The organism is Halogranum gelatinilyticum, from assembly GCF_900103715.1.
In the GTDB taxonomy this organism is placed as follows: domain Archaea; phylum Halobacteriota; class Halobacteria; order Halobacteriales; family Haloferacaceae; genus Halogranum; species Halogranum gelatinilyticum.
The window spans coordinates 799,185-821,620 of the sequence record NZ_FNHL01000002.1; the positions used below are offsets into that span (position 1 = coordinate 799,185).

General features: G+C 65.7%; 19 protein-coding genes. 13 read left to right on the forward strand and 6 right to left on the reverse strand.

Going from position 1 to position 22,436, the window contains the following annotated elements; all coding sequences use genetic code 11:
• The first annotated feature begins 77 nt into the window (after nucleotides 1-77).
• Nucleotides 78-1,307: an ornithine cyclodeaminase, nickel-pincer nucleotide-dependent gene (locus tag BLR57_RS10650; protein ID WP_089697494.1), complete on the forward strand. Its 1,230-nt coding sequence runs from the start codon at nucleotides 78-80 to the stop codon at nucleotides 1,305-1,307.
• A 142-nt stretch (nucleotides 1,308-1,449) separates the two neighbouring features.
• Nucleotides 1,450-1,764: a hypothetical protein gene (locus BLR57_RS10655; protein ID WP_089697495.1), complete on the forward strand. Its 315-nt coding sequence runs from the start codon at nucleotides 1,450-1,452 to the stop codon at nucleotides 1,762-1,764.
• Here BLR57_RS10655 and BLR57_RS10660 read toward each other — a convergent pair whose 3' ends face one another.
• Nucleotides 1,765-2,166 (reverse strand): universal stress protein, encoded by a 402-nt coding sequence (locus BLR57_RS10660; RefSeq protein WP_089697496.1) that lies wholly within the window; start codon nucleotides 2,164-2,166, stop codon nucleotides 1,765-1,767.
• 73 nt (nucleotides 2,167-2,239) lie between these two features.
• Here BLR57_RS10660 and BLR57_RS10665 point away from each other — a divergent pair, with 73 nt between their 5' ends.
• The 3 genes from BLR57_RS10665 to BLR57_RS10675 all read left to right on the forward strand — a co-directional run bounded on the left by BLR57_RS10665 (nucleotide 2,240) and on the right by BLR57_RS10675 (nucleotide 5,045).
• The gene (locus BLR57_RS10665) at nucleotides 2,240-3,247 is read left to right on the forward strand and encodes a DUF7490 domain-containing protein (RefSeq protein ID WP_089697497.1); all 1,008 of its coding nucleotides are present in this window, start codon (nucleotides 2,240-2,242) and stop codon (nucleotides 3,245-3,247) included.
• Complete coding sequence (locus BLR57_RS10670) at nucleotides 3,244-3,669, forward strand: DUF8060 family membrane protein (protein WP_089697498.1); 426 nt, start codon at nucleotides 3,244-3,246, stop codon at nucleotides 3,667-3,669. Before BLR57_RS10665 ends, BLR57_RS10670 begins: the two co-directional genes overlap by 4 nt.
• Nucleotides 3,670-3,731: 62 nt before the next feature.
• Nucleotides 3,732-5,045 (forward strand): phosphoribosylamine--glycine ligase, encoded by a 1,314-nt coding sequence (locus BLR57_RS10675; RefSeq protein ID WP_089697499.1) that lies wholly within the window; start codon nucleotides 3,732-3,734, stop codon nucleotides 5,043-5,045.
• Nucleotides 5,046-5,048: 3 nt separating this feature from the next.
• Here BLR57_RS10675 and BLR57_RS10680 read toward each other — a convergent pair whose 3' ends face one another.
• Together BLR57_RS10680 and BLR57_RS10685 are read right to left on the reverse strand one after the other, a co-directional pair.
• Nucleotides 5,049-5,912 carry a ZIP family metal transporter gene (locus tag BLR57_RS10680; protein ID WP_089697500.1) on the reverse strand — a complete coding sequence of 288 codons (864 nt, stop codon included), beginning with the start codon at nucleotides 5,910-5,912 and terminating at the stop codon, nucleotides 5,049-5,051.
• Nucleotides 5,913-6,062: 150 nt separating this feature from the next.
• A complete protein-coding gene (locus BLR57_RS10685) occupies nucleotides 6,063-7,064 on the reverse strand; it encodes a phosphate signaling complex PhoU family protein (protein WP_089697501.1) in 1,002 nt (333 codons plus the stop codon).
• A gap of 328 nt (nucleotides 7,065-7,392) precedes the next feature.
• Between BLR57_RS10685 and BLR57_RS10690 the strand changes: the two genes are divergently transcribed.
• The 5 genes from BLR57_RS10690 to phoU all read left to right on the forward strand — a co-directional run bounded on the left by BLR57_RS10690 (nucleotide 7,393) and on the right by phoU (nucleotide 12,911).
• A complete protein-coding gene (locus BLR57_RS10690; protein ID WP_089697502.1) occupies nucleotides 7,393-8,424 on the forward strand; it encodes a PstS family phosphate ABC transporter substrate-binding protein in 1,032 nt (343 codons plus the stop codon).
• A 119-nt stretch (nucleotides 8,425-8,543) separates the two neighbouring features.
• The gene (gene pstC / locus BLR57_RS10695; RefSeq protein WP_089697503.1) at nucleotides 8,544-9,515 is read left to right on the forward strand and encodes a phosphate ABC transporter permease subunit PstC; all 972 of its coding nucleotides are present in this window, start codon (nucleotides 8,544-8,546) and stop codon (nucleotides 9,513-9,515) included.
• A gap of 1 nt (nucleotide 9,516) precedes the next feature.
• On the forward strand, nucleotides 9,517-11,109 hold the full coding sequence (gene pstA, locus BLR57_RS10700; RefSeq protein ID WP_089697504.1) for a phosphate ABC transporter permease PstA: 1,593 nt from the start codon (nucleotides 9,517-9,519) through the stop codon (nucleotides 11,107-11,109).
• Between the two features lie 3 nt (nucleotides 11,110-11,112).
• Nucleotides 11,113-11,991 (forward strand): phosphate ABC transporter ATP-binding protein PstB, encoded by an 879-nt coding sequence (gene pstB / locus BLR57_RS10705; protein ID WP_089697505.1) that lies wholly within the window; start codon nucleotides 11,113-11,115, stop codon nucleotides 11,989-11,991.
• A gap of 245 nt (nucleotides 11,992-12,236) precedes the next feature.
• The gene (gene phoU / locus BLR57_RS10710) at nucleotides 12,237-12,911 is read left to right on the forward strand and encodes a phosphate signaling complex protein PhoU (protein ID WP_089697506.1); all 675 of its coding nucleotides are present in this window, start codon (nucleotides 12,237-12,239) and stop codon (nucleotides 12,909-12,911) included.
• A gap of 233 nt (nucleotides 12,912-13,144) precedes the next feature.
• Here the strand turns inward: phoU and BLR57_RS10715 are convergent, their stop codons facing one another.
• Nucleotides 13,145-15,370 carry a CDC48 family AAA ATPase gene (locus BLR57_RS10715; RefSeq protein ID WP_089697507.1) on the reverse strand — a complete coding sequence of 742 codons (2,226 nt, stop codon included), beginning with the start codon at nucleotides 15,368-15,370 and terminating at the stop codon, nucleotides 13,145-13,147.
• 200 nt (nucleotides 15,371-15,570) lie between these two features.
• Between BLR57_RS10715 and larC the strand changes: the two genes are divergently transcribed.
• Nucleotides 15,571-16,920 (forward strand): nickel pincer cofactor biosynthesis protein LarC, encoded by a 1,350-nt coding sequence (gene larC, locus BLR57_RS10720; RefSeq protein WP_089697508.1) that lies wholly within the window; start codon nucleotides 15,571-15,573, stop codon nucleotides 16,918-16,920.
• Between the two features lie 5 nt (nucleotides 16,921-16,925).
• Here larC and BLR57_RS10725 read toward each other — a convergent pair whose 3' ends face one another.
• Nucleotides 16,926-17,675, reverse strand: coding sequence for a hypothetical protein (locus tag BLR57_RS10725; RefSeq protein ID WP_089697509.1), 750 nt, complete (start codon nucleotides 17,673-17,675; stop codon nucleotides 16,926-16,928).
• A gap of 161 nt (nucleotides 17,676-17,836) precedes the next feature.
• Here BLR57_RS10725 and BLR57_RS10730 point away from each other — a divergent pair, with 161 nt between their 5' ends.
• Together BLR57_RS10730 and radB are read left to right on the forward strand one after the other, a co-directional pair.
• Complete coding sequence (locus tag BLR57_RS10730; RefSeq protein ID WP_089697510.1) at nucleotides 17,837-20,188, forward strand: methyl-accepting chemotaxis protein; 2,352 nt, start codon at nucleotides 17,837-17,839, stop codon at nucleotides 20,186-20,188.
• A gap of 46 nt (nucleotides 20,189-20,234) precedes the next feature.
• Entirely contained in the window at nucleotides 20,235-20,936 is a 702-nt protein-coding gene (gene radB / locus BLR57_RS10735) for a DNA repair and recombination protein RadB (protein ID WP_089697511.1), read from the forward strand.
• A 79-nt stretch (nucleotides 20,937-21,015) separates the two neighbouring features.
• Here radB and BLR57_RS10740 read toward each other — a convergent pair whose 3' ends face one another.
• Nucleotides 21,016-22,158, reverse strand: a complete 1,143-nt coding sequence (locus tag BLR57_RS10740; RefSeq protein ID WP_089697512.1) for a CBS domain-containing protein — start codon at nucleotides 22,156-22,158, stop codon at nucleotides 21,016-21,018.
• Nucleotides 22,159-22,436: the final 278 nt, after the last annotated feature.

Consider the following 22,436-nt stretch of genomic DNA (forward strand, 5'->3'; position numbering starts at 1 on the left):
ACGCTCGTGGACCCGCCTGCACCGGCATACTCACGCAGTCCACAACTCTGATACCCTTCTCCCGCGTGCTCTCGACAATGACTCACTCACGCACCGTCGAGTTGGAGGGCCACATCATCGACTCCGGGATGCTCCAGCAGGCGATGGGACTCGTGATGGACCTCGAGGGGAACTTCGACATCGAGCAGTTCGACGTCGGGACCCACAAGGAGGCCGAGTCCTACTGCCGGATGGACGTCATGGCCGACGACGAGGCCACGTTGCAGGAGATCCTCCACGAACTCCACCAGATCGGCGCGAACCTGACCGACCCCGTCGACGCCGAGCTGGTGGCCGCCCCGGCCGACCAGGTCGTCCCGACGGGCTTCTACTCGACGACGAACCACCCGACGCAGGTCCGCTACGAGGGCCAGTGGGTCGACGTCGAGAACATGGAGATGGACTGTGCCATCGTCGTGGAAGACGGCGACTCCCCGCGGGCGTACACGAAGGTCCTCAACGCCATCGAGGAGGGCGACCTCGTCGTCACCGACGAGGCGGGCATCCGCGTCGACCCGCCGGAACGCCCCCGCGACAACTCCGGTCCGTTCGGCTTCATGCAGGGCGGCGTCTCCTCGGAGCGACCCTCCGAGTCGCTCATCCGGCAGGTCGCCGATGCACTGGAGCAGACGAAAGAAGACGGCGGCAACGTCCTCGTCGTCGCCGGACCGGCGGTCATCCACGCCGGCGCGGGCGACGACCTCGCTCGCCTCGTCCGCGAGGGCTACATCGACATGCTCTCGGCGGGCAACGGCTTCGCCACCCACGACATCGAGCGCGGTCTCTACGGCACCTCGCTGGGGATGGACATGGAGACGATGGAACATCCCCGCAAGGGCCACAAACACCACATCTACACCATCAGCGAGGTCATCCGTGCGGGCGGCATCAGCGAGGCCGTCGACGAGGGACTCATCAAATCCGGCGTGATGTACGAGTGTATCCAAAACGACGTCTCCTACGTGCTGGCGGGGTCCATCCGTGACGACGGCCCACTGCCGGAAACCATCACTGACGCCGTCGAGGCACAGAACGCCATCCGCGAGCAGGCACACGAGGCGGACATGGTGCTCATGCTGTCGACGCTCTTGCACTCGGTCGCCGTCGGCAACTGTCTCCCGTCGACGACGAAGGTGGTCTGCGTCGACATCAACCCCGCGACCGTCACCCAACTGCTCGACCGCGGCAGCTCGCAGGCCATCGGCATGGTCACCGACATCGGGACGTTCGTCCCGTCGCTCGCGGACAAGGTCCTCGACGACGCATAAGCCGACCCCACCCTCTCAGGTTCGAGACTGTCCGGGTGGGTGACGGTCCGGCCAACTATTCACTACACCCGTACGATTCCTCGACATGATATGTCACCAACTAGTCTGTCGGTTTTATACTTCTGTCAACGAATTATCTAGCATGGCCGTGCACTCCTCCACATCCGACACCGCACACGACCAAGGCGTCGCCCGAGAAGCCAAAGAGCTGGTCCGTGCGGGCTGGTCAGTGACCGCGACCGTCGAGGGCTGGGACGACCCCGAACCGGTCGGGCCGGCCGTCCCCGACATCGTCGCGACGAAACGCGGGACGGTCCGCGTCGTCGAAGTGGAGACCGACGACGGCTGCGACCACGAGCGGATGCGGCGGGCCGTGAGCCGTCGCCGGAACGCGGTCTTCTACGCCGTCATCGTCGACGACAACGGTCGGCGAATCCGCTACACGGACGCGGCGTAGTCAGACCTGTTCGCGCGGGACGACCGCCATCGGACGGTTCGAATGCAGGAGGATGTCCTGTGCGACGCTGCCGAAGACGACCTTCGAGGTCGGGTTCCGCTTTCTGATGCCGATGACGATCTCGTCGGCGTCGACCTCGTCGGCGTACTCCAGCACGTCCTCGGCCGGACTCTGCTCGCGGACGAACTGATGCGTCTCCACGTCGGCCACGCCGGAAAGCCGCGACGCCACGGCGTTGAGCGCGTCCTCGCCGTCGCGAATGTCCTCGGCGGAGGTGTCGTCGCCCCCGCGGTGGGAGTTGACGGCGTGGACCGCATCGCCCTCTCCGAGTCGGTCGTCGAGGTAATCACACAGCACGGCACTCGTGTGGACGGAGTTCGTCGCCAGTACGAACGTTGTCATATCACACAACGCGACGCCGAGATACATAAATGACTCCACAAAGTACTTGCCACGGACGCATCTTTTGCGTGACATGAACCGCGAAACTGCCCTGACGGCGGGTGCCGTCGGCATCGTCGCGGTCGCCCTCCTCGTCGCCGGAGTCGTCCCCGGCGTCCTGGCGGACCCGACCGACCGCGGCCCGCTCCCGCCGGGCCGCGTCGACATCGCCGACGGACTCGCCATCCAGCCGAACGAGGTGAGTGGAGAGACCACGACCCTCCGCGTCGAGACCAGACTCAGCCACCGCGGCAACACCGCGGAGAACGTGACCGTCCGCTTCCGCGCGGTCGACGCGGAGTCCGGTTTCGTCGAGACGACGGAGACCGTCGCGCTCGGCAATCTGACCGAGGACGGTGAGATACCCGTCCGGGCCGACCTGACCGTCGAACGCGAGGGCGGCTACCGCATCGAGACCACCGTCTTCCGCGACAGCGAGCGCGTCGACTCCGGGCGGACGACCGTCAGCGGTCTCGACGCGTTGACTCCCGCGTACGCGCGGACGAGCGTCGGCTTCACCGACTCGGACGTCCTGCCGCCCGTCGCCGTCTCCGTCGCCGACGCGGGCGACGAGCGGACGACGCTCAGACTCGGTGCCTCGCTGACCAACCGTGGCGACGAACCCTCCGAGGACCTGCGCGTGACGGTCGTCCTCCGTCAGGCCGAGTCGAACCTCGTCGCCGGCCGGACGACGGTCGACGTCGGGACCATCCGCCCCGGGCGGACCGCCACCGTCGACGCCGAGGTCGCCGTTCCCTCCGACTACAACTACTACGTCGACGCCGTCCTCTGGAAGGACGACGTAATGGTCGACACCGCACGGACGACGGCCAACCTCGACCCCCAGCGACGCATCTCGGTCGACGAGACGACCGAGGACGTCGAACTCCGCGTCGAGGACTTCGAGTCCGACGACGGCCGTCCACAGCCGACCAGCGAACCCGAAGCCACCACCGATACCTCCTCACCCGGTCTCGGCGTCGCCGTCGCCGTCGTCGCCCTGCTCGTGAGCGCGCTGGTCGCCCGGAGGCGGTCGCGATGAACGACACTGACCCGAACGACCCGAACGACCCGAACGACCCGAGCGACGAGACGCAGAACGACCCCGACACCGAAGCTATGCCCACAGACTCCACCCCCACGACCGACGACCGACAGACCACGGCCGACAGCCAGCCGACCACCGACGGCGGCGAGACGGCGAGCACGTCGACACCGTCGACGGCCGAGTCCGGCGAGACCGGTCGCAACGTCGCCCGATACGTCAACTACGCCGTCCTCGGTGGACTCTGCCTTCTGGCGTTCATCGCGGCGATACAGTTCTACCTCAGCACGTCGCAGGCGATCAACACCTGGGTGACCCGCGAGTACCGCTCGCTGTTCCAGGCGGCGTTCAATCTCGTCGTCGTCCTCCTCGCCGGGACGGGCATCGCGTTCCAACTCCGGCGGCTCTACGGCGAGTAGGCCGAGGGCCGTGTTGTCACGGCTCTCCAAGCGTTTATTGGGCTGCTGGCCGGGATTGGTATATGGCTAATTTCTTGTTCGTCTCCGCCGACGCCGCGCTGATTACGGACCTCGCGTGGCAGGTCCACCGCGAGGGTCACGACGTCAAGTACCACATCGAGGCCGAGAGCGACAAAGAGATCGGCGACGGCTTCGTCCCCAAGACCGATGACTGGGAGGCCGAGGTCGACTGGGCCGACGTGATCATCTTCGACGACATCTGGGTGGGTTCGGACGTCGGGACGGGCCAGTTGGCGCAGGACCTCCGCGCGGAGGGGAAGGCCGTCGTCGGCGGCACGCCGAACACCGACCGCCTCGAAGAGGACCGCGGCTACGCGATGGAGATTCTCGAAGACCACGGCGTCAACACCATCGAACACCACGTCTTCTCGGACTTCGACGCGGGCATCCGCCACGTCGAGGAACATCCCGCCCCGTACGTCATCAAGCCGCTCGGCGAGGTTCAGAACGTCAAACGGCTGCTCTACGTCGGCAACGAGAACGACGGCAGCGACGTCGTCGACGTCCTCCGGGCGTACAAGAAGGCGTGGGGCCACCGGATGAAGGGCTTTCAGCTCCAGCGGAAGGTCGAGGGGGTCGAGATCGCCGTCTGTGGCTTCTTCAACGGCGAGGAGTTCATCGACCAAGTCAACTTCAACTTCGAGCACAAGAAGCTCTTCCCGGGCAACATCGGCCCGTCGACGGGCGAGATGGGGACTTCGATGTTCTGGGCGGGACACAACCAGCTGTTCGAGGAGACGCTCGGCAAACTGGAGGGCTGGCTCGCCAACGAGGGCTACGTCGGCAGCATCGACATCAACTGCATCGTCAACGCCAACGGCATCTATCCGCTGGAGTTCACCCCGCGGTTCGGCTATCCGACCATCGCGCTACAGGAGGAATCCTTCGAGTCCGGCACGGGGCAGTTCTTCTCCGACCTCGCGCACGGCAAGGACCCGGAACTCGAGGTCCACAGCGGCTACCAGGTGGCAGTCCGCGTCGTCCTCCCGCCGTTCCCGTTCGACGACGACAAGACCTACGCCGAGAACTCCCGGAACGCCGCGGTCGTCTTCGAGACGGAGAGCCGCGAGGGCATCCATCTCGAAGACGCGAAGAAGGTCGACGGACAGTGGCGCGTCGCCGGGGAGAACGGGATGCCGCTCGTCGTCACCGGGAAGGGCGAGACGATGCAGGAGGCCAGAGAACAGTGTTACGGCCGCATCGACGACATCGTCATCCCGAATATGTACTACCGCGACGACATCGGCGAGCGGTGGGTCGACGGCGACGGCGACCGCTTGCTGGCGTGGGGATATCTCGGACCGCAAGCAGAGTAAAAATCAGGCGACGAAGACCCAGGCGACGAAGACAGCGAATCCGCCGAGGGCCGTGCTGGCGACGGCGTGGAGCCGGAGTCGGTCGAGCAGCTGGTGGGCGTCGCCCTCGACTTTCAGCACGTCGTGAATCTCGCTGCCGATCTCACAGCGCGGGAGGAAGTCCATCGCGACGTGGAGGAAAACGCCCGCGGCGAAGCCGAAGACGACACCGCGAACCGCGCCGGACGCGGGAATCGCGACCAAACTGGAGAGGATGGCGGCGATGCCGACACCGGCCGCCGGGAGAAGGAGGACGCTCCACCCGCGGCCGTTGCGAGCGAGGCGGTTGGCGGCGGCGTAGCCCGCGGGACCTTTGTGCGAGATGATGGCGAGTCCGAGCGTCAGCCCGACGTCCATGTTGCCGTAGATAAGACCGATGATAGCCCCCGCCGAGAGCGCGTGCGCGGAGAGTTCCGCGACGGTCCGGTCGAGCGGGAGGTCCATATGCGCCAGTCGGTGGCCGATGGTGTGTGACCCGAAGCCGACGACGAGACCGAGCGCGATGCCGAAGCCGCCGTACTGTGGGGTCCCACCGGAGACGCCGATGGCCTGCGGGACGAGGAAGACGGCCGCGCTCGTGATCATCGCGCCGCTGGCAAGTCCGTAGCCCCAGACGAGCGACTGGGCGTGTTCTCGGTGGGTGTAGACCGCGAGGACGCCCGCGCCCGCCATCGCGGCGAACGCTGCCCACGAGATGACGAGCAGGTCCCACGTCTCCGACTGGAGGAGGGTCGCCGAGAGAACGACCAGGGCGACCAGGCTCACGACGCCGACCGTCGACAGCCCGCGGAGGCTGTCGAACGGTCCGGCGACACTGTTTCGGCTCATGTTATTAATCCATTTGCTGAGGTTAATAGGGCTGTCGATGCGCCCGATTCGGTTGGCTCGACGGGGTCGTCGCTGGATTCGGGATATCAAGGGATACCAAAAGAGACCAAGGTGTGGACATCATGCCACGCGAGTCCGGTCAGGTGCCGTTCAGGGCGTCGGGGCGGCCTTCTGCAGGGCGGTCTCGGCGATGTTGCCGCCGTAGTCGGCGCTGCGGGAGATGGAGTCGACGATGAGTCCGAGCATCTGTGCGCGCGCCGGGTCGAGATCGCGGAGGAGTTCGTCGATGGCGCGGGCGTGCTCGTCGATCTCCTGGACGGCCTCGCGGGCCTTGTTCGCGAGCTGGCTCGCCTCGACGGAGTCCTCGGTGAAGAGCGCGTCCATCCCGTCGTCGATGACGGCGGCGGCGTCCTCGTGGAGTTCCGACAGTGCCCGGACCACGTCGTCGGGGACCGGCTCTTCCATCGTCAGCGTGAGATGGGCGATCTTCGTCGCGTGGTCGCCGATGCGCTCCATCTGGCGGGCACTGGAGTGGTAGTCGAAGCAGATCTCGCGGGGCAGTCCGAGCTCTTCGGCGGCCTTCGGCGTGCGGAGGGTCGCGCGGAAGATGCGGGAGACGACCATCCAGAGGCGGTCGACGTCGTCGTCGCGCTGGATGACGTCGCGGGCGATGTCGTCGTCGTTCTCTTCGAGGGCGACGATGGCGTCTTCGAGCATCGACAGCGCGATGAGCCGCATTCGGGTGACCGCGTTGTGAATCGACAGCTCCGAGGAGTCGAGGAGGTCGCGGATGACGACGCGGTCGCGGGTTTCTTCGAGCACTTCGAGGCCGACGAGTCCCTGCGTCGCCTTCCGAATCGTCCGCCGCTGGTCGTTCGTGATGCGGGTGTTCTCCAGGGCGATGATGTCGAAGCCGCTGACGTACATCGTCATCACCGCGCGCGTGAGTTCGTCGCCTTCGAGGTTCGAGATGTCGAGCGTTCCTTCGGTCCGCTCTTCCTCGGTGCGTGGGGTGAGAAAGAGGGAGTCACCCTCGGGGTAGAACTCGACTTCGCTCCCGGCACTGACACCGTTCTCGGTGGCCCAGTCTTTCGGAATCGACACCGTGTACGTCGACCCACCCGTGACTTGCACCTTGCGTGTCTCCACCATATCACACGATGATACACTAGATACTATAAATCTGCCCCTCTCTATATACGGCGTCAAGATACTCTGGTGTCGAACCGCGTTCGAGCCATGAAAGCGTGTCAACGACGAAACCGTTTCTTGTTTTCGGTACTCTCCAGAGAGTCACGGAGAAACCCGGGAAACAAGCGTTAGAACCCGAAAGGCGGCGACAGAGGCCAGTTTAATTGTGTCGTGAGAGACCGTCGAGAGCCCACTCAGGGGAGCAGTAGGTACGAGATGCGTACGCAAACGTAGAACTATATATTTGTCATAGTAGCGTATTTATGGATATCTCGGCTCGATACAGGTGATGACGCGAAAGACGCTGACGGACGCTGTCTCCCGGCGCAAGTTCATGATGACAACCGGTGCCGCAGGCTCCATCGCCATCGCTGGCTGTACGAGCGAGTCGAGCGACGGTGGCTCCGGCGACGGCGGCAGTTCCGACGGCGGCTCCGGTGACGGCGGTTCGGGCGGCGACGGGCTCTCGGGAACCATTGAGATTTCGGGTTCGTCGACGGTCTACCCGCTCGCGACGGCCGTCTCCGAACTGTTCCGTCAGGAGCATCCCGACGTCTCCATCAACGTGCGCTCGACGGGGTCCGGCGGTGGCTTCAACAACTTCTTCTGCGAGGGGCAGACCTCGTTCAACAACGCCTCCCGTCCAATCAAGGAGGAAGAGACGCAGCTCTGTAGCGACAACGACGTCACGCCAGTCGAGCTCAAGGTCGCGACCGACGCGCTGACCATCGTCGCCAACCCCGAGAACGACTTCCTCGACTGTCTCACCGTCGAAGAAATCTCGATGATCTTCAGCGGCGACGCCGTCCAGCAGTGGAGCGACGTCCGCAGCGAGTGGCCCGACGAGGACATCGAGCGCTACGGTGCCGCCGAGACCTCCGGAACCTTCGACTACCTTACCGAGGTTATGGGCGAGGACGCCGGCCACACCGACGACTACCAGGCGACCGAGGACGACAACATCATCGTCGAAGGTGTCTCCGGCTCCGAGTACGCCATCGGGTACCTCGGCTTCGCGTACTACACGAACAACGAGGAGGCCGTCAAGGCGGTCAGCATCGACAACGGTGACGGCTGTATCGCTCCGACGCTGGAGACGGCCAAGGGCGGCCAGTACACGCCGCTGGCCCGACCGCTCTTCACCTACCCCGCGCAGTCGGCACTCGCTCAGGAGCACATCGCCGAGTTCGCCCGCTTCTTCGTCGAGCAGTCGACGAACGAGGAACTCGTCGCCAACACCATCGGCTACGTCCCGAACAGTGACGAGGAACAAGAAGAGATGATGTCGCGGCTCGAAGAGGCCATCTCGAACGCACAGTAGAATCTGACGCTCTACTGAGACCTCCCGAATCTATATCCGGGTGTTTTTGTCTATGAACGACAGACACCGGATATGGTCTGGAGCGTCGCACGATCACCACTCATTCATACTACATACCCATGACAGAACAGTCCCAGCCCCCAGACTTGTCGGGCAACCGGGGAGCGCAACAGGTTCGTGAGAAGATCTATCACGGTCTCTTCTTTACGGCCGCCGCGCTCTCGGTGCTCACCACACTCGGCATCATCGCGGCGTTGCTCGGTGACGCGCTGTCGTTCTTCGGCGCGTACTCCATCGGCTCGTTCCTCACCGGGACCCAGTGGTCGGTCCTGTCGAACAACTACGGCGTGCTCCCGTTGGTGTACGGGACGCTCATCGTCACCTTCGGCTCGGCACTCATCGCCATGCCGCTCGGCCTCCTCACGGCCATCTACCTCAGCGAGTACGCCTCGAAACGGATGCGCTCGATCCTGAAGCCGATGCTCGAAGTGCTGGCCGGCGTCCCGACGGTCGTCTACGGCTTCTTCGCCATCGTCTACATCACGCCGTTCCTCGAAGGGACGCTCTTCCCGAGCATCAGTACCTTCAACGCGCTGTCGGCGTCCATCGTCGTCGGCATCATGATCATCCCGATGGTCGCGTCCATCAGTGAGGACGCGATGAGTGCCGTCCCCGACTCGCTGCGACAGGCGGGCTACGGCCTCGGCGCGACGAAGTTCAACGTCTCGACGCGCATCGTCGTCCCGGCGGCCATCTCGGGTATCGCCTCGTCGTTCATCCTCGCGCTCTCGCGCGCAATCGGCGAGACGATGGCCGTCACGCTGGCGATGGGGAGTAAGCCGAGTCTCCCGGACGTCTCGATGGCCTCGCTGGCTGGGATTCCGATTCCGTTCGTCCACCCCGGCGACATGTTCCTGCGACCCTACTCGTCGATGACCGCCCAGATGGTCAACACCATCAACGGCGAGCTCTCCGGTGGGTCGCTGGCCTACGAGGCCGTCTTCGCCGTCGGGCTCGTCCTGTTCGTCATCACGCTCGTCATGAACGTCATCAGCGACGCGATCGCCAGCCGCTACCGGGAGGAGTACTGAGATGGCGACAGAAACACAGGATTCCGGCTTCGGCGAAGTCAGCCAACTGAAGGGGAAGGTCTTCGAGTATCTGTCGCTCGGTGCCTCCTTCGTCGGCATCTTCATGCTGGCTGTCCTCTTGGTCTACGTCACCGTCGACGCCTTCGGCCTCGACCAGGCTGGGCCGCTGTGGTGGCTCATCTACTTCGCGACGCTCGTCGTCCCGACGCTCGGCTTCACCGCCTACGCGGTTCGGAACCGTACCGTCGGCCGCGTGGCTGGTGGCGCGCTCTTACGCATCTTCGGTGGACTCGCCGCGACGACGGCTATCTCCATCGTCTTCATCATCTTCGACGTCCAGCAGTGGCTGCTGGTCTACACGGTGGGTCTCCTGCCCGCAGGTCTCGTCTTCTTCTACGGCCGTCTCAAGGAGTGGCCGCAGGCGAACCTGCTCGCGCCCGTCGTCCTCGTGGTCGGCTCGGCGCTCGGCGTCTTCCTCAAGGGACCGCTGTCGGCGTTCCCGCAGAACTGGCTCATCTATCTCTGGACGCTCGCCGTCCCGATGGCCGCCTACATGGCGTCGAACGAATTCGACCGCTCGGGCCGCGACGGCGCGCTCGCCGTCGGCGGGGGCGTCGTCGGCATCGCGGTCGCCGCGGCGTTCATCGGTCCCGCACTCGCCGGTCTCAACAGTGATCTCGCGCTACTCCTCGGCGTGCTGTTCGTCGCGCCGACGGTCGCCTTCGTCGTCCGCACGGTGCAGTCCCGCGAGGGCCTCGTCGGGCTGGCGTTCCCGGTCGTCCTCTTCGGCGGCGCGCTGCTCGGTGCGTTCCTCGTCGGGCAGCTCGGAGCCGCCCAGCCGGACTCGTGGCTCACCTGGTCGTACGTCACCAACCCGCCGTCGCAGCTCGACGCGCGCGAAGCCGGACTGTTCCCGGCCATCGTCGGCTCGGTGTTCGTCATCACGAACGTCGCCGTGTTGACGCTCGTGCTCGGCGTCGCGACCTCCATCTACCTCGAGGAGTACGCCGCGAGTTCGGGCACGCTCGGCAAGGTTACGAACCTGATTCAGGTCAACATTTCCAACCTCGCAGGCGTCCCCTCGGTCGTCTACGGGCTGCTCGGACTCGGGCTGTTCATCAATCTGCTCGGCTTCGGCATCGGCATCGTCCTCGTGGCCTCGATCACGCTGGCGTTGCTCATCCTGCCCATCGTCATCATCTCCTCGCAGGAGGCCATCCGGTCGGTCCCGACGGATCTCCGGCAGGCCTCCTACGGGATGGGGGCGACGCGCTGGCAGACGATTCGGAACGTCGTCCTGCCCGAGGCACTGCCCGGTATCCTGACCGGGACCATCCTCGCGCTGGGGCGAGCCATCGGTGAGACGGCTCCGCTCCTGATGATCGGTGCGGCGACGACGACGTTCGCCGCCCCGACGGGCTACTTCGACAGCGTCACCGTGATGCCGCTGCAGATCTACGCCTGGTCGTCCCAGCCGAGTGATGCCTTCCGATACGGTGTCGTCGCCGCGGGTGTCGTGACGTTGCTCATCGTCCTCCTGACGATGAACTCCATCGCGATCTACGTGCGCAACAAATATGAGAACGAGAACTAATACATGAGCCAAGACAACATGACCACGAACGACCCGACGACTGAGGCCGCGGACGCGGACCAGCTCATCACCACCGACCCGGGTCGGAGTGGACTGGACGAATCGAACGAGCGGGGCAGCGTCACCGACGCACAGACCGTCATCGAGGCACGGAACGTCAACGTCTGGTACAACGACGACCAGGCACTGAACGACATCAACATGAAGATTCCCGAGAACCAGGTGACGGCGATGATCGGTCCCTCGGGCTGTGGGAAGTCGACGTTCCTCCGGTGTATCAACCGGATGAACGACCTCGTCGACGCCGCCCGCATCGAGGGCGACCTGCTGTTCAAGGGCAAGAACGTCTACGACAAGGACGTCGACCCCGTCGCGCTCCGTCGCCGCATCGGGATGGTCTTCCAGCATCCCAACCCGTTCCCGAAGAGCATCTACGACAACGTCGCCTACGGCCTGCGCCTGCAGGGCAAGACCGACAACCTCGACCAGAAGGTCGAACAGGCCCTGAAGAGCGCGGCACTCTGGGACGAGGTCAAAGACCGCCTCGACAAGTCCGGCACGGACCTCTCCGGTGGTCAGCAACAGCGGCTCTGTATCGCCCGCGCCATCGCGCCCGACCCGGAAGTCCTGCTCATGGACGAGCCCGCCTCGGCACTCGACCCCGTGGCGACCTCGCAGGTCGAAGACCTCATCGACGACCTCTCACAGGAGTATACGGTCGTCATCGTCACGCACAACATGCAGCAGGCGGCCCGCATCTCCGACAAGACGGCCGTCTTCCTCACCGGTGGCGAACTCGTCGAGTTCAACGACACCGCGACTATCTTCGAGAACCCCGACAGCCAGCGCGTCGAAGACTACATCACCGGCAAGTTCGGATAGCCGGCTGCGACCTTTCTCAGTTCTCCGCCGTCGCGAGCGGCGACATTCCACCCGTCTCACCCGTCCAGCGTCGACAGCGCGGCACGGGACGACAGGACCAATGTTGCATCCACGAGCAGCGACGGAACGTCTCCGGAAGTCGCTCCCTCGGGACAGATATCCGGGCAAATTGTCATACTACTATTGCTATTGTTGGCAATATATAACACAGTATATTTAAAAACGAAGCGAGCAAAGCCTCAGACATGCCCAGAGTCGAATATCAGAAGCGATTGGAGAACCTGCGCGAGGACGTTCTCTACATGAGCGAGGTCGTCGGAGAACGGCTTCGCATGGGTCTCGACGCCCTCGAACAGAAAGACGCACAGCTCGCCGAAGAGGTCATCGAAGGCGACGGCGAGATCAACCGGATGTATCTCGACCTCGAACAGGACTGCGTCGACCTCGTCGCCCTCCAGCAGCCGGTCGCCGGCGACCTCCGCTTTATCGCCGCCTCGTTCAAGATCATCACCGACCTCGAACGGATCGCCGACCTCGCGACCAACCTCGGCCAGTACGCCCAGAACGCCGAACAGGACGTCTTCCCCGACGTCGACATCCAGCGGCTCGGCGAAGTCACCCTGGAGATGCTAGACAAGGCGATGGAGGCCTACAGCAACGAGGAGCCGGACCTCTGTTACGAGGTCGCCGCCCGCGACGACGACCTCGACGAGATGTGCGAGGCCGCGAGCGAAGTCGTCGTCCGCGACCTGCTGGAGAACGACCCGCTGGACGAGAACACGGACACGGAAGCCCTCATGGGCGAGGTCTCGCGGCTGTTCCTGACCGTCCGCGACATCGAGCGCGTCGGCGACCACACGGTCAACATCGCCGCGCGGACGCTCTACATGCTCGAGAACAACGACGAACTGCTCTACTAATCCGACCTTTTTCTGCGTCGGGTCGCCTTCGGCGACCACTCCTTGAAAAACGTCGTCTTCGCGGTTTCACCGCGAGGCCTGACAGACGCGACGCGTCTGTCCCTGATGAAAAAAGGCCGCTCGTTCGGGCCGATAGGCCCGAGCCTCGCGGCCTTTTTTGACCTACATTTTTTGGCGGGGGTTGAGCGGGTACCGGAGGTACCCGCGATGCCTCCGTGAAAAAAGGTGGTTCTTTATTGGAACCCGATCCGGCCGTCGCGGCGCTCGGCGAACTGCTCGCGAGAGCCGCCCTTGAACTGCTCTTCCATCTGTTCGTAGTAGTTGAGCAGGTCCTCGGAGATGGTCGGCCGCACGGACTCCATCGCCTTGCGGAAGTGCCGCATCTCGACCTCTTGGGCGTCGCCGTCTTCTCGAAGTGCCTCGATGGCGGCCTCGCGACCGATGGATTCGAGGTCCGAGCCGACGTAGCCCTCGGTGATCTCGGCGATTTCGCGGAGGCTGACGTCGGGCGCGAGCGGCATCCCGGCCGTGTGAATGTTGAGGATCTGTTCGCGACCCTCCTCGCCGGGCGAGCCGATCATGACGAGCCGGTCGAACCGCCCCGAGCGGATGAGCGCGGGGTCGATCATATCTGGTCTATTAGTCGCGCCGATGACCATCACGTTGCCGCGCTCTTCGAGACCGTCCAGTTCGGTGAGGAGCTGGTTGACGACGCGCTCGGAGACGTTGTTGCCCATCTCCTGGCCCCGGCTGGGCGCGAGGCTGTCGAGTTCGTCGAAGAAGATGATACACGGCGACACCTGCCGCGCCTTGCGGAAGGTCTGCCGGATGGCCTTCTCCGATTCGCCGACCCACTTCGAGAGCAGCTGCGGGCCACGCACCGAGATGAAGTTGGCGTTCGTCTCGTTGGCGACGGCCTTCGCCATCAGGGTCTTGCCCGTGCCGGGCGGGCCGTAGAGCAGCACGCCCGCCGGGGGTTCAATGCCCATCCGGCTGAACTTCTCGCGGTCGGTCAACGGCCACTCGACGCTCTCTTTGACCTTCTGTTTGGCCCCTTCGAGCCCACCGACGTCGTTCCAGGTGATCTTCGGCAGTTCGACGAGCACCTCGCGCATCGCGCTCGGTTCGACCTCGCCGAGGGCACCGTCGAAGTCGTCGCGTTTGACGATCATCCGGTCGATGAGACTCGGCGGGATGTCCTCCTCGTCGAGGTCGATCTCGGGGAGGTACCGCCGGAGTGCCTTCATCGCCGCCTCCTTCGTCAGGCTCTCGATGTCGGCACCCACGAAGCCGTGGGTCTCGTCGGCGAGGTAGTCCAGGCTGACGTCGTCCGACAGCGGCATCCCGCGGGTGTGGACCTGCAGGATCTCCTTGCGGCCCACCTCGTCCGGCACACCGATCTCGATCTCGCGGTCGAACCGGCCCGGACGACGGAGTGCGGGGTCGACGGAGTCGACACGGTTCGTCGCCGCGATGACGATGACCTGCCCCCGGGCTTCGAGCCCGTCCATCATCGTCAACAGCTGGGCGACGACACGGCGTTCGACTTCGCCGGTGACGTCCTCACGCTTGGGCGCGATGGAGTCCAGTTCGTCGATGAAGATGATGGCCGGCGACTCTTCTTTCGCGTCCTCGAAGATTTCGCGGAGCTGTTGTTCGGACTCACCGTAGTACTTCGAGATGATCTCCGGCCCGGCGATGGAGAAGAAACTCGCCGAGGTCTCGTTGGCGACCGCCTTCGCCAAGAGGGTCTTCCCGGTGCCCGGCGGACCGTGGAGCAGGACACCCTGCGGCGGCTCGATGCCGAGCTTCTTGAAGATCTGCGGATGCTTCATCGGTAGCTCGACCATCTCGCGGACGCGCTGAATCTCGCCCTGGAGTCCACCGATGTCCTCGTACGTGATGCCGCCGCTGGCCTTTTCGAAGCCCGAGATGGGCTCCTCGCGGAGTTCGACTTCCGTATCTTCGGTGACGAGGACGACCCCTTCGGGTTCGGTCTCGACCGCGATGAGCGGGATGGCCTGGCCGGGCGACCGCATGAAGGGATGGTTCGTGCTCGACATCACGGGGACGATGTCGCGCTCGACGACCGGCCGCTTCAGAATCTGGCGTTTGACCATGCCGGCGGCGTCGGAGCCGAACTGGACGCTCGCCTCTTCGGGCGGTGCGAGGACCAGTGTATCGGCCTTCTTCGCCTCCGCCTTCCGGATGGTCACGCGCTCGCCGATACCGACGTCCGCGTTCTGACGGGTGAAGCCGTCGATGCGGACCGTGTCCGTGTTCCAGTCTTGCCGGTCGGCACGCCAGACCTTGGCGGCCGTCGTCTCGGCACCCTCGATCTCGATGATATCTCCCGGTGAGAGTTTGAGATGCAGCAGGGTATCCGGGTCAAGACGGGCGATACCGCGACCCGAATCGTTCGGGTACGCCTTCGCCACTTCGAGTTGCACTTCGTTCATAATTGACTCGCGGGGATACGTTCACCTCCGCCTCGGCACCGGTTAAGTGCTTTGCTAGCCCCAGTTTGCGGGTGGTTGTATGACATCTGTTAGCACATAGGACAGGGTCCTACAAATCCCTACCGGGTTCGGCAGACGAGGACGCGATACGCCTGCCGTCAGACGGGGACGCTTTTGGCCTTGCACCCGCCTTCTCCTGTATGCACACACTCGCGTTCGACGGCCGGATGGGTGCCAGCGGCGACATGCTGCTCGCCGCTCTCATCGCGGCCGGTGCGGACCCCGACGCCCTCGCCCCCGTCGAGGACGCACTCGACGTCCGCTACGAGGTCGGCGAGACCGACAAGAACGGTATCCGAGCGGCGACCGTCGACGTGCTGTTGACGGGTGACAGTGGCGACGGCGACGACGAGGGAGACGCCGGTAGCGACGAGCACGGTCACGACGACGGCTCTCAGGAGAGCCACAACCACGACCACCACGAGCATTCTCACGACGAGAGTGACCACACGCACGACGGCCACGACGACCACGACCACACCCACGCCGAGGGGCACGGCCCCCACCGAACCTACGCAGAAGTGGTCGAACTGGTCGAAGACATGGCCCTCCCGACCAACGTCGAGCGCGACGCCCGCGCCGTCTTCGAGATTCTGGGCGAAGCCGAGTCGTCGGTCCACGGCACGAACTTGGAAGAAACCCACTTCCACGAGGTCGGCGCGGACGACGCCATCGCCGACATCGTCGGTGCCTGCCTCCTCGTCGACGACCTCGGCGTCGAACGCGTCGTGACGACGCCGCTCGCGACGGGCGGCGGCGAGGTCGACATCGCCCACGGCGTCTACCCCGTCCCGACGCCCGCCGTCGTCGAGATCGCCCAGCGCGCCGACTGGTCGCTGCAGGGCGGTCCCGTCGAGGCGGAACTCCTGACACCCACCGGTGCGGCCATCCTCGCGCATTTCGCGGAGGGTGTCGAGAGTCTGCCTCCGCTGAAACTTGAGGAGTCAGGCTACGGCGCGGGCGGCTACACCTTCCCCGACCATCCGAACGTCCTCCGGACGCTCGTCGGCGACGGCGGCGGCCGACTCAGCCGCGACGAGATCACAGTCTTGGAGACGAATCTCGACGACGCAGCCCCGGAAGTGCTCGGCAGTCTGCAGGAGACCTTGACGGCTGTCGGCGCGCGCGACGTCTCGATTCTCCCGGCGACGATGAAGAAGTCCCGACCCGGCCATCTCGTGAAGGTCATCGTCAAACCCGAGGACGCCGAGCGCGTCGCCCGCAAGCTGGCCGAAGAGACGGGAACGCTGGGCATCCGCGAACACGGCGCGGGCCACCGCTGGGTCGCCTCGCGCGCCTTCGAGACGGCGACGCTCGAAATCGAGGGCGAGCACTACGACGTGGTGGTCAAAGTCGCCAGCGACGCAGCCGGTGATGTCTACGACTACAGCGCGGAGTACGACGACGCGCTGGCCGTCGCGCTCGACACGGACCTGTCGGTGCGTGAAGTGATGCGACGGGCAGAAGAAGCCGTGCGGCCGACCAACTAGTCCAACTAGTCCAGTTTCTCCTCGTCCGACCCGTCGCGGTGCGTCGCCAACGCCTCCTCGATAGTCAACTCGCCCGCGGCGACCCGGCGGGCCAGCGCCTCGTCGATGGTGCGGTTGTCCGCGGACTGCTCGCGCGACTCGTTTTTGATACGCTGGAGTTCTCCCCGCGTCGGTTCGATCTCGCGGCGGTCGACGGGGTCACCCTCAAGCCGCGCGATGTTGACCGCGGCGAGCACGTCACCCATCCCGCGAGCACCGGTCCCGAGGTAGGGCGTCGTCCCCGTCTCGTCGACCATCTCGACGCGCACGTCCTGCAGTTCGTTGATGAGTTTGGCACTCTGGAGCCGGTCGCCGTCGCCGACGCGGACGACGGCGTCGGGCGTGTCCTCGATCTCGCGGTGGACGACCTCGACGGCGTCCGTAATGGGCACGTGGAAGGCCGCGACGACGACGTCGCCGACGAGCACCGCGATGCCGGGGCGGGGCCCGGGGTCGACGCCGACGACGGTTCGGCCCTCGCTGCCGCGGAGGGACGCGAGTGCCTCCTCGACGCCGTGGCGGGCCGCGTCGGCGTGGACGACGACGTGGTCGACTCCGTCGACGCTGAGCTTGTCCGTCGGCGCGGAGATGACGACGCGGGTCCCGTCCGGCAGCTCCTCGTCCGGGCGAACCGTCGTGAAAGAGACTCCGCGTTCGCGGAGTTCACCCACGGCCTCGTGGTAGAGTTCGAAGTCATCGGTGGCGACGACGATCACAGGCGGGATTGGCCGGGTGACAGAAAAAGGCTACCGGGAGTGACCCCGCCGCGCGTCCGGGCGGATACGTCACGCCGGAGTCGGTTTTCTCGACGGGCCAGTTCTCGAAATCGAGAACCGGAGACGAAACTATATGGGGGCGGTATGGCTCGAAAAACCCAATGGAATTGCCGCTACTCTCCGACCGCCAGCTCTCGGGGTTCGTCCCGCGGGCGGTCAGACGGAGTGTGCTTCGGAAGTTCCTCGTCGTTCTCGCCGTCGTCACCGTCGTCATCGGCGGTGTCGGTCTCTACACTGTCGACCGGACGGCGGCGGAACTCGACGAGGACGTACAGACGGACCTGACAAGCGTCGCCGAACTCCAGGCCACGGAGATCGCCGAGTGGCACGACGAACGCAGCCAACTCGTGCGGATGCTCTCACAGTACCAGGTGTTCCGCCAGGACGACACCGACAGCGTCGAGGCGTTCCTCGTCGCCGAGCGGGCGAAACTGCCCATCGATATCCGGGCGGTCCACTACGTCGAGCGCGACACGGGACTCGTCCTCGGGTCGACGGGGCAGTCGGTCGTGAGCGACCCGCCGTGGGCCAACGGCTTCAGCGTCGGCACCGACGACTCGGTGTACGTCTCCTCGGTCTACCAGCGCGGCGGGATGCCCGTCATCGCCTTCGCCAGTGCCGTCCCCGGCTCGGACCGCGGGGTCGTCGTCGTCTCCGACGTCGCCCAGGTCGCCGACTCCTTCGAGCAGTCGACGGGCCGGTTCACACAGGTCGTCGCCGACGACGGCACCATCACGTTCTCCGCGGAGTCGAGCGACGTCCTCCTGGGATACAGCGGAGCCGAATCGTCCGCGTTTGCCAGCGCGGTCGACGGCGACACCGCCTTCGCGTCGGACGTCGACCTCGGCGCGACCGTCGAGGAGGCGCACGTCGCCGCCTACGCGCCCGTCGACGGCACCGACTGGGTCGTCGCGGTCCACACACCGACGGCCGTCGCCTACTCGCTGGAGACGTCGATCACCCGCAACATCGGCGCGCTCATCGCCGTCGCGCTCGCGGGCTTTCTCGCCGTCGGACTCGTCGTCGCCCGGCCGACGGCCCGAGCACTCGACCGGCTGAGCGAGCGGGCCAGGGCGCTGGAGGCGGGCGACCTCGACACGGACCTCGACACCGAACGGATCGACGAGGTCGGCACGCTCTACGCCGCCTTCGACGGGATGCGCACGTCGCTGAAGGCCCGCATCGTCGAGGCCGACCGCGCGACCGCGGAGGCGACCGAGCAGGCCGAACTCGCGGCCGCCGAGCGCGAGCAGGCGACCCGACGGAAGCGGAACCTCGAAGCGCGGGCCGCCGAGTTCGGCCGGGCGATGGGCCGGTGTGCGCAGGGCGACCTCACCGTCCGACTCGACGAAGAGACCGACAACGACGCGCTCGCGACCGTCGCGACCGCGTTCAACGAGATGGTCGACGACCTCGAAGCGACGGTTCGGGAGGTTCGGACCTTCGCCGACGGCGTCACCGACCTGAGCGAGCAGACCGCGACGAGCACCGACGAGATCGCCCGCGTCGGCGAGGACGTCAGTGACTCGGTGCAGGCCATCGCCGACGGTGCCGACCGCCAGCACGAGAACGTCGACGAGGTGACGAGCGAGATGACCGGCCTGTCGGCGACGGTCCAGGAGATCGCCGCCTCGGCCGACGAACTCGCGACGCTCTCGGCGCGGGCGGTCGACCGAGGGACCGAGGCGAACGAGTTGGCGACCGCCGCGGTCGACGAGATGGACGACGTCGAGTCGAGCACCGAACGGACGGCCGCGGAGATCGGTCGGCTCGAAGCCGAGATGGGAGAGGTCGGCGAGGTCGCGGAACTCATCGACGACATCGCCGCTCAGACGAACCTCCTCGCGCTCAACGCTTCCATCGAGGCGGCGCGGGCGGGCGAAGCGGGTGACGGCTTCGCCGTCGTCGCCACCGAGATCAAGGCACTCGCCGAGCAGACCGCGACGGCGACGGGCGAGATCGAGACGCTCGTCGAGGGGTTGCAGGCGACGACGACGGACGCGGCCGAGGATATGCGCGAGACGCGCGAGCGGGTCGCCGAGGGCATCGACACGGTCGAGGCGGCACTCGGGGCACTGGACGACGTCGTCGACCATCTGGAGGACGCCGACGCCGGTGCGCGCTCCATCGACGACGCGACCGACGAACAGGCGAGTGCCAGCCAGCAGGTCGTCGTCATGGCCGAGGAAGTCGCCGACATCAGCGAGGCGACGGCCGACGAGTCCTCGACCGTCGCGGCCGCCGCCGAGGAGCAGGCGGCCTCTCTCAGTGAGGTGTCCGATGGCATCGACACGCTGTCGCGCCGCGCCAGCGACCTCCGTGAGCTGCTCTCGCGGTTCGAGGTGTCGGCGGTCGGCGACGGTGAGGTCGGCCGGAGCCGGACCCCTGTCGCCCGAACGACACACACCGACGGCGGCCACGACGGCGACGGCTTCGTCTTCGGTAGGGAGTGAACGCACACACCGGGGGCTTTTTGCGGAGAACGCGCGAACTCCGGCCGTGAGCGAGTCCCTCTCTACCGGCTGCGCGCCGCTCGACGACCTCTTGGAAGGCGGCTTCGAACGCGGCACCGTGACACAGGTGTACGGCCCGCCGGCGGCTGGCAAGACGAACCTCGCGCTCTCGGCGGCCGTCGAGGTCGCCACGGCCGGTGGCACCGTCGTATACATCGACAGCGAAGGGCTCTCTATCGACCGGTTCCGCCAGCTCGTCGAGGCCCGCACCGACGACGCAACGGAATTCGAGGAGATCGCCTCCCGGCTCATCATCACCGAGGTCTACGACTTCGACGAACAGGAGGAGGCCGTCCGCGACGCCGCCGAGTTCGCCGAACAGGCGGACCTCATCGTCCTCGACAGCGCGACGGGCTTCTACCGGCTGGAACGGACGGGCGGCGGCGGCGACGACGGCGAGTCGCTCCGTCGAGTCGCCCGCCAGGTGACGCATCTGCTGTCGCTGGCGCGGAAGCACGATTTGGCCGTGGTCCTCACCAACCAGGTCTACTCGGACCCCGACAGCGACATGACGCGGGCACTCGGCGGCCACACGCTGGAGCACTGGACCGGGGCGGTCGTCCGCCTCGACCGCTTCCGCGGCGGCAACCGCCGGGCGACGCTGGAGAAACACCGCGCGAAACCCGCCGGTGAGTCGGTCACGTTCAAGATCACCGACGGTGGGATGGCGGCGACGGACCAGCGCTGAGCACTCCTACCTGCTGCTCAACGCGCTCGCTCGTCGGCTGTGAAAAAAGCGAAAATCGAAACCGGCTGTCGTCCTGTGCTCAGAGTTCGCCGAGCTTGCGGAGCAGCTGGCCGCGGTACTCCTCGTCGGCGTTCAGTCCCTTGAGTTCGAGGACGTTCCGCTCCAGCTTGTCGAGCGCGACGCGGAAGGCGTGTTCGGCACCGTAGCCCTCGCCCGAGCCAGCGACCTGTCCGTGGCTGGTCCGGAGGCGGACCTGCGCCTGGATGAGCGGCGTGCCGCGGAGCTTCTCCTTGTGCTCGTGGAAGCGGACGTGGGCGTGGTGGACCTGCATCTCCTGGTATTTGTCGACGACGTCGGTGATCGACTGGACGAGTGCCTCGCGGCTCATCGTGTCCACGAGGTCGATGTTCGTCACCTGCACGTCCATCTGCTCCTCTTCGGTGTAGGTCAGCGCGCGAAGGACGTCGGTCTTGGTCAGGACGCCGATGACCTCCGAATCGCTGTCGGTCGGCGTGACGACGAGACCGGCGACGTTGCGCTCGAACATCTTCGCGACGGCGTCGTCGACCTTCTCGCCGGGGGTCGTCGTGAACACCGGACTCGACATCAGGTCGTAGACCGGCAGGTCGAGCATCCGGTCGATGTCGCCGCGACGGTCGCCCTTGCCCTGGCGGTTCATCTTGCGGACGACGAAGTCGACGATGTCGTGGGTCGTCACGACGCCGGTCAGCCTGCCGTTCTCGTTGACGACGGGGAGCCGCGAGATGCCGTGTTCGCGCAGGAGGTTGATGACCTTGCCCACGCGGTCCTCCTCGCTGACGGTGACGACGTCGTCCGTGTAGATCTGGTCGACGGTCAGCGCGTCGAGGTTGTCGATGACGGCTTCGAGGATGGCGTCACCCGTGATGATGCCCCAGAGCTTCTCACCCTCGTAGACGGGCGCAATCTGCGTGTTGCCCTCGACGAGCATCCGTGCGGCCTCACGGACGTCTTCGCGCCGGTCGATCTTCGGGGCCGACTGCATCAGTGCCGCCGCCTTCGTGTCGTCGTCGATGTGCGACTGGACGAGCTGCTTCTCGCCGATGACGCCCGCGTATCCCTCGCCGTCGACGACGATGAGGCCGCGGGGGTTCTCGCGCTCGAAGATGGAGCGAATCTTTCCCAGTCGTTCGTCCGACTCGACTTCGATGTAGTCCGGAACCGCAATATCAATAATATTCATGGAGCAATCTCCTGCTACTGCGCGTGGAGGCGTGAAAGGTCTTCCGCCGCCACCAACGCGCGGTCGGTTTTCCACTCGCTGCGGCCGGGTCGGTGGGCCCGCAGACACCGCGCGAACCGGCCGGTGGACGTCCGCCGGACGCTCCGCTCGATGTCTCGGGTCACAGTCGGTAGTTGACCCCTCGGAAACGTATATCTTCTGGCTGCGGAACCGTGGGACGGGACCGCTTTCGAGCGGGCTGTCTCAGCGCGTCGACGCCGGCGCGGGTCGCCCGCAAC

Bases quoted from the DNA above. Each gene is read 5' to 3' on its own strand.
- BLR57_RS10650 (WP_089697494.1), top strand. From the start codon at position 78: ATGACTCACTCACGCACCGTCGAGTTGGAGGGCCACATCATCGACTCC.
- BLR57_RS10655 (WP_089697495.1), top strand. From the start codon at position 1,450: ATGGCCGTGCACTCCTCCACATCCGACACCGCACACGACCAAGGCGTC.
- BLR57_RS10660 (WP_089697496.1), bottom strand. From the start codon at position 2,166: ATGACAACGTTCGTACTGGCGACGAACTCCGTCCACACGAGTGCCGTG.
- BLR57_RS10665 (WP_089697497.1), top strand. From the start codon at position 2,240: ATGAACCGCGAAACTGCCCTGACGGCGGGTGCCGTCGGCATCGTCGCG.
- BLR57_RS10670 (WP_089697498.1), top strand. From the start codon at position 3,244: ATGAACGACACTGACCCGAACGACCCGAACGACCCGAACGACCCGAGC.
- BLR57_RS10675 (WP_089697499.1), top strand. From the start codon at position 3,732: ATGGCTAATTTCTTGTTCGTCTCCGCCGACGCCGCGCTGATTACGGAC.
- BLR57_RS10680 (WP_089697500.1), bottom strand. From the start codon at position 5,912: ATGAGCCGAAACAGTGTCGCCGGACCGTTCGACAGCCTCCGCGGGCTG.
- BLR57_RS10685 (WP_089697501.1), bottom strand. From the start codon at position 7,064: ATGGTGGAGACACGCAAGGTGCAAGTCACGGGTGGGTCGACGTACACG.
- BLR57_RS10690 (WP_089697502.1), top strand. From the start codon at position 7,393: ATGACGCGAAAGACGCTGACGGACGCTGTCTCCCGGCGCAAGTTCATG.
- pstC (WP_089697503.1), top strand. From the start codon at position 8,544: ATGACAGAACAGTCCCAGCCCCCAGACTTGTCGGGCAACCGGGGAGCG.
- pstA (WP_089697504.1), top strand. From the start codon at position 9,517: ATGGCGACAGAAACACAGGATTCCGGCTTCGGCGAAGTCAGCCAACTG.
- pstB (WP_089697505.1), top strand. From the start codon at position 11,113: ATGAGCCAAGACAACATGACCACGAACGACCCGACGACTGAGGCCGCG.
- phoU (WP_089697506.1), top strand. From the start codon at position 12,237: ATGCCCAGAGTCGAATATCAGAAGCGATTGGAGAACCTGCGCGAGGAC.
- BLR57_RS10715 (WP_089697507.1), bottom strand. From the start codon at position 15,370: ATGAACGAAGTGCAACTCGAAGTGGCGAAGGCGTACCCGAACGATTCG.
- larC (WP_089697508.1), top strand. From the start codon at position 15,571: ATGCACACACTCGCGTTCGACGGCCGGATGGGTGCCAGCGGCGACATG.
- BLR57_RS10730 (WP_089697510.1), top strand. From the start codon at position 17,837: ATGGAATTGCCGCTACTCTCCGACCGCCAGCTCTCGGGGTTCGTCCCG.
- BLR57_RS10740 (WP_089697512.1), bottom strand. From the start codon at position 22,158: ATGAATATTATTGATATTGCGGTTCCGGACTACATCGAAGTCGAGTCG.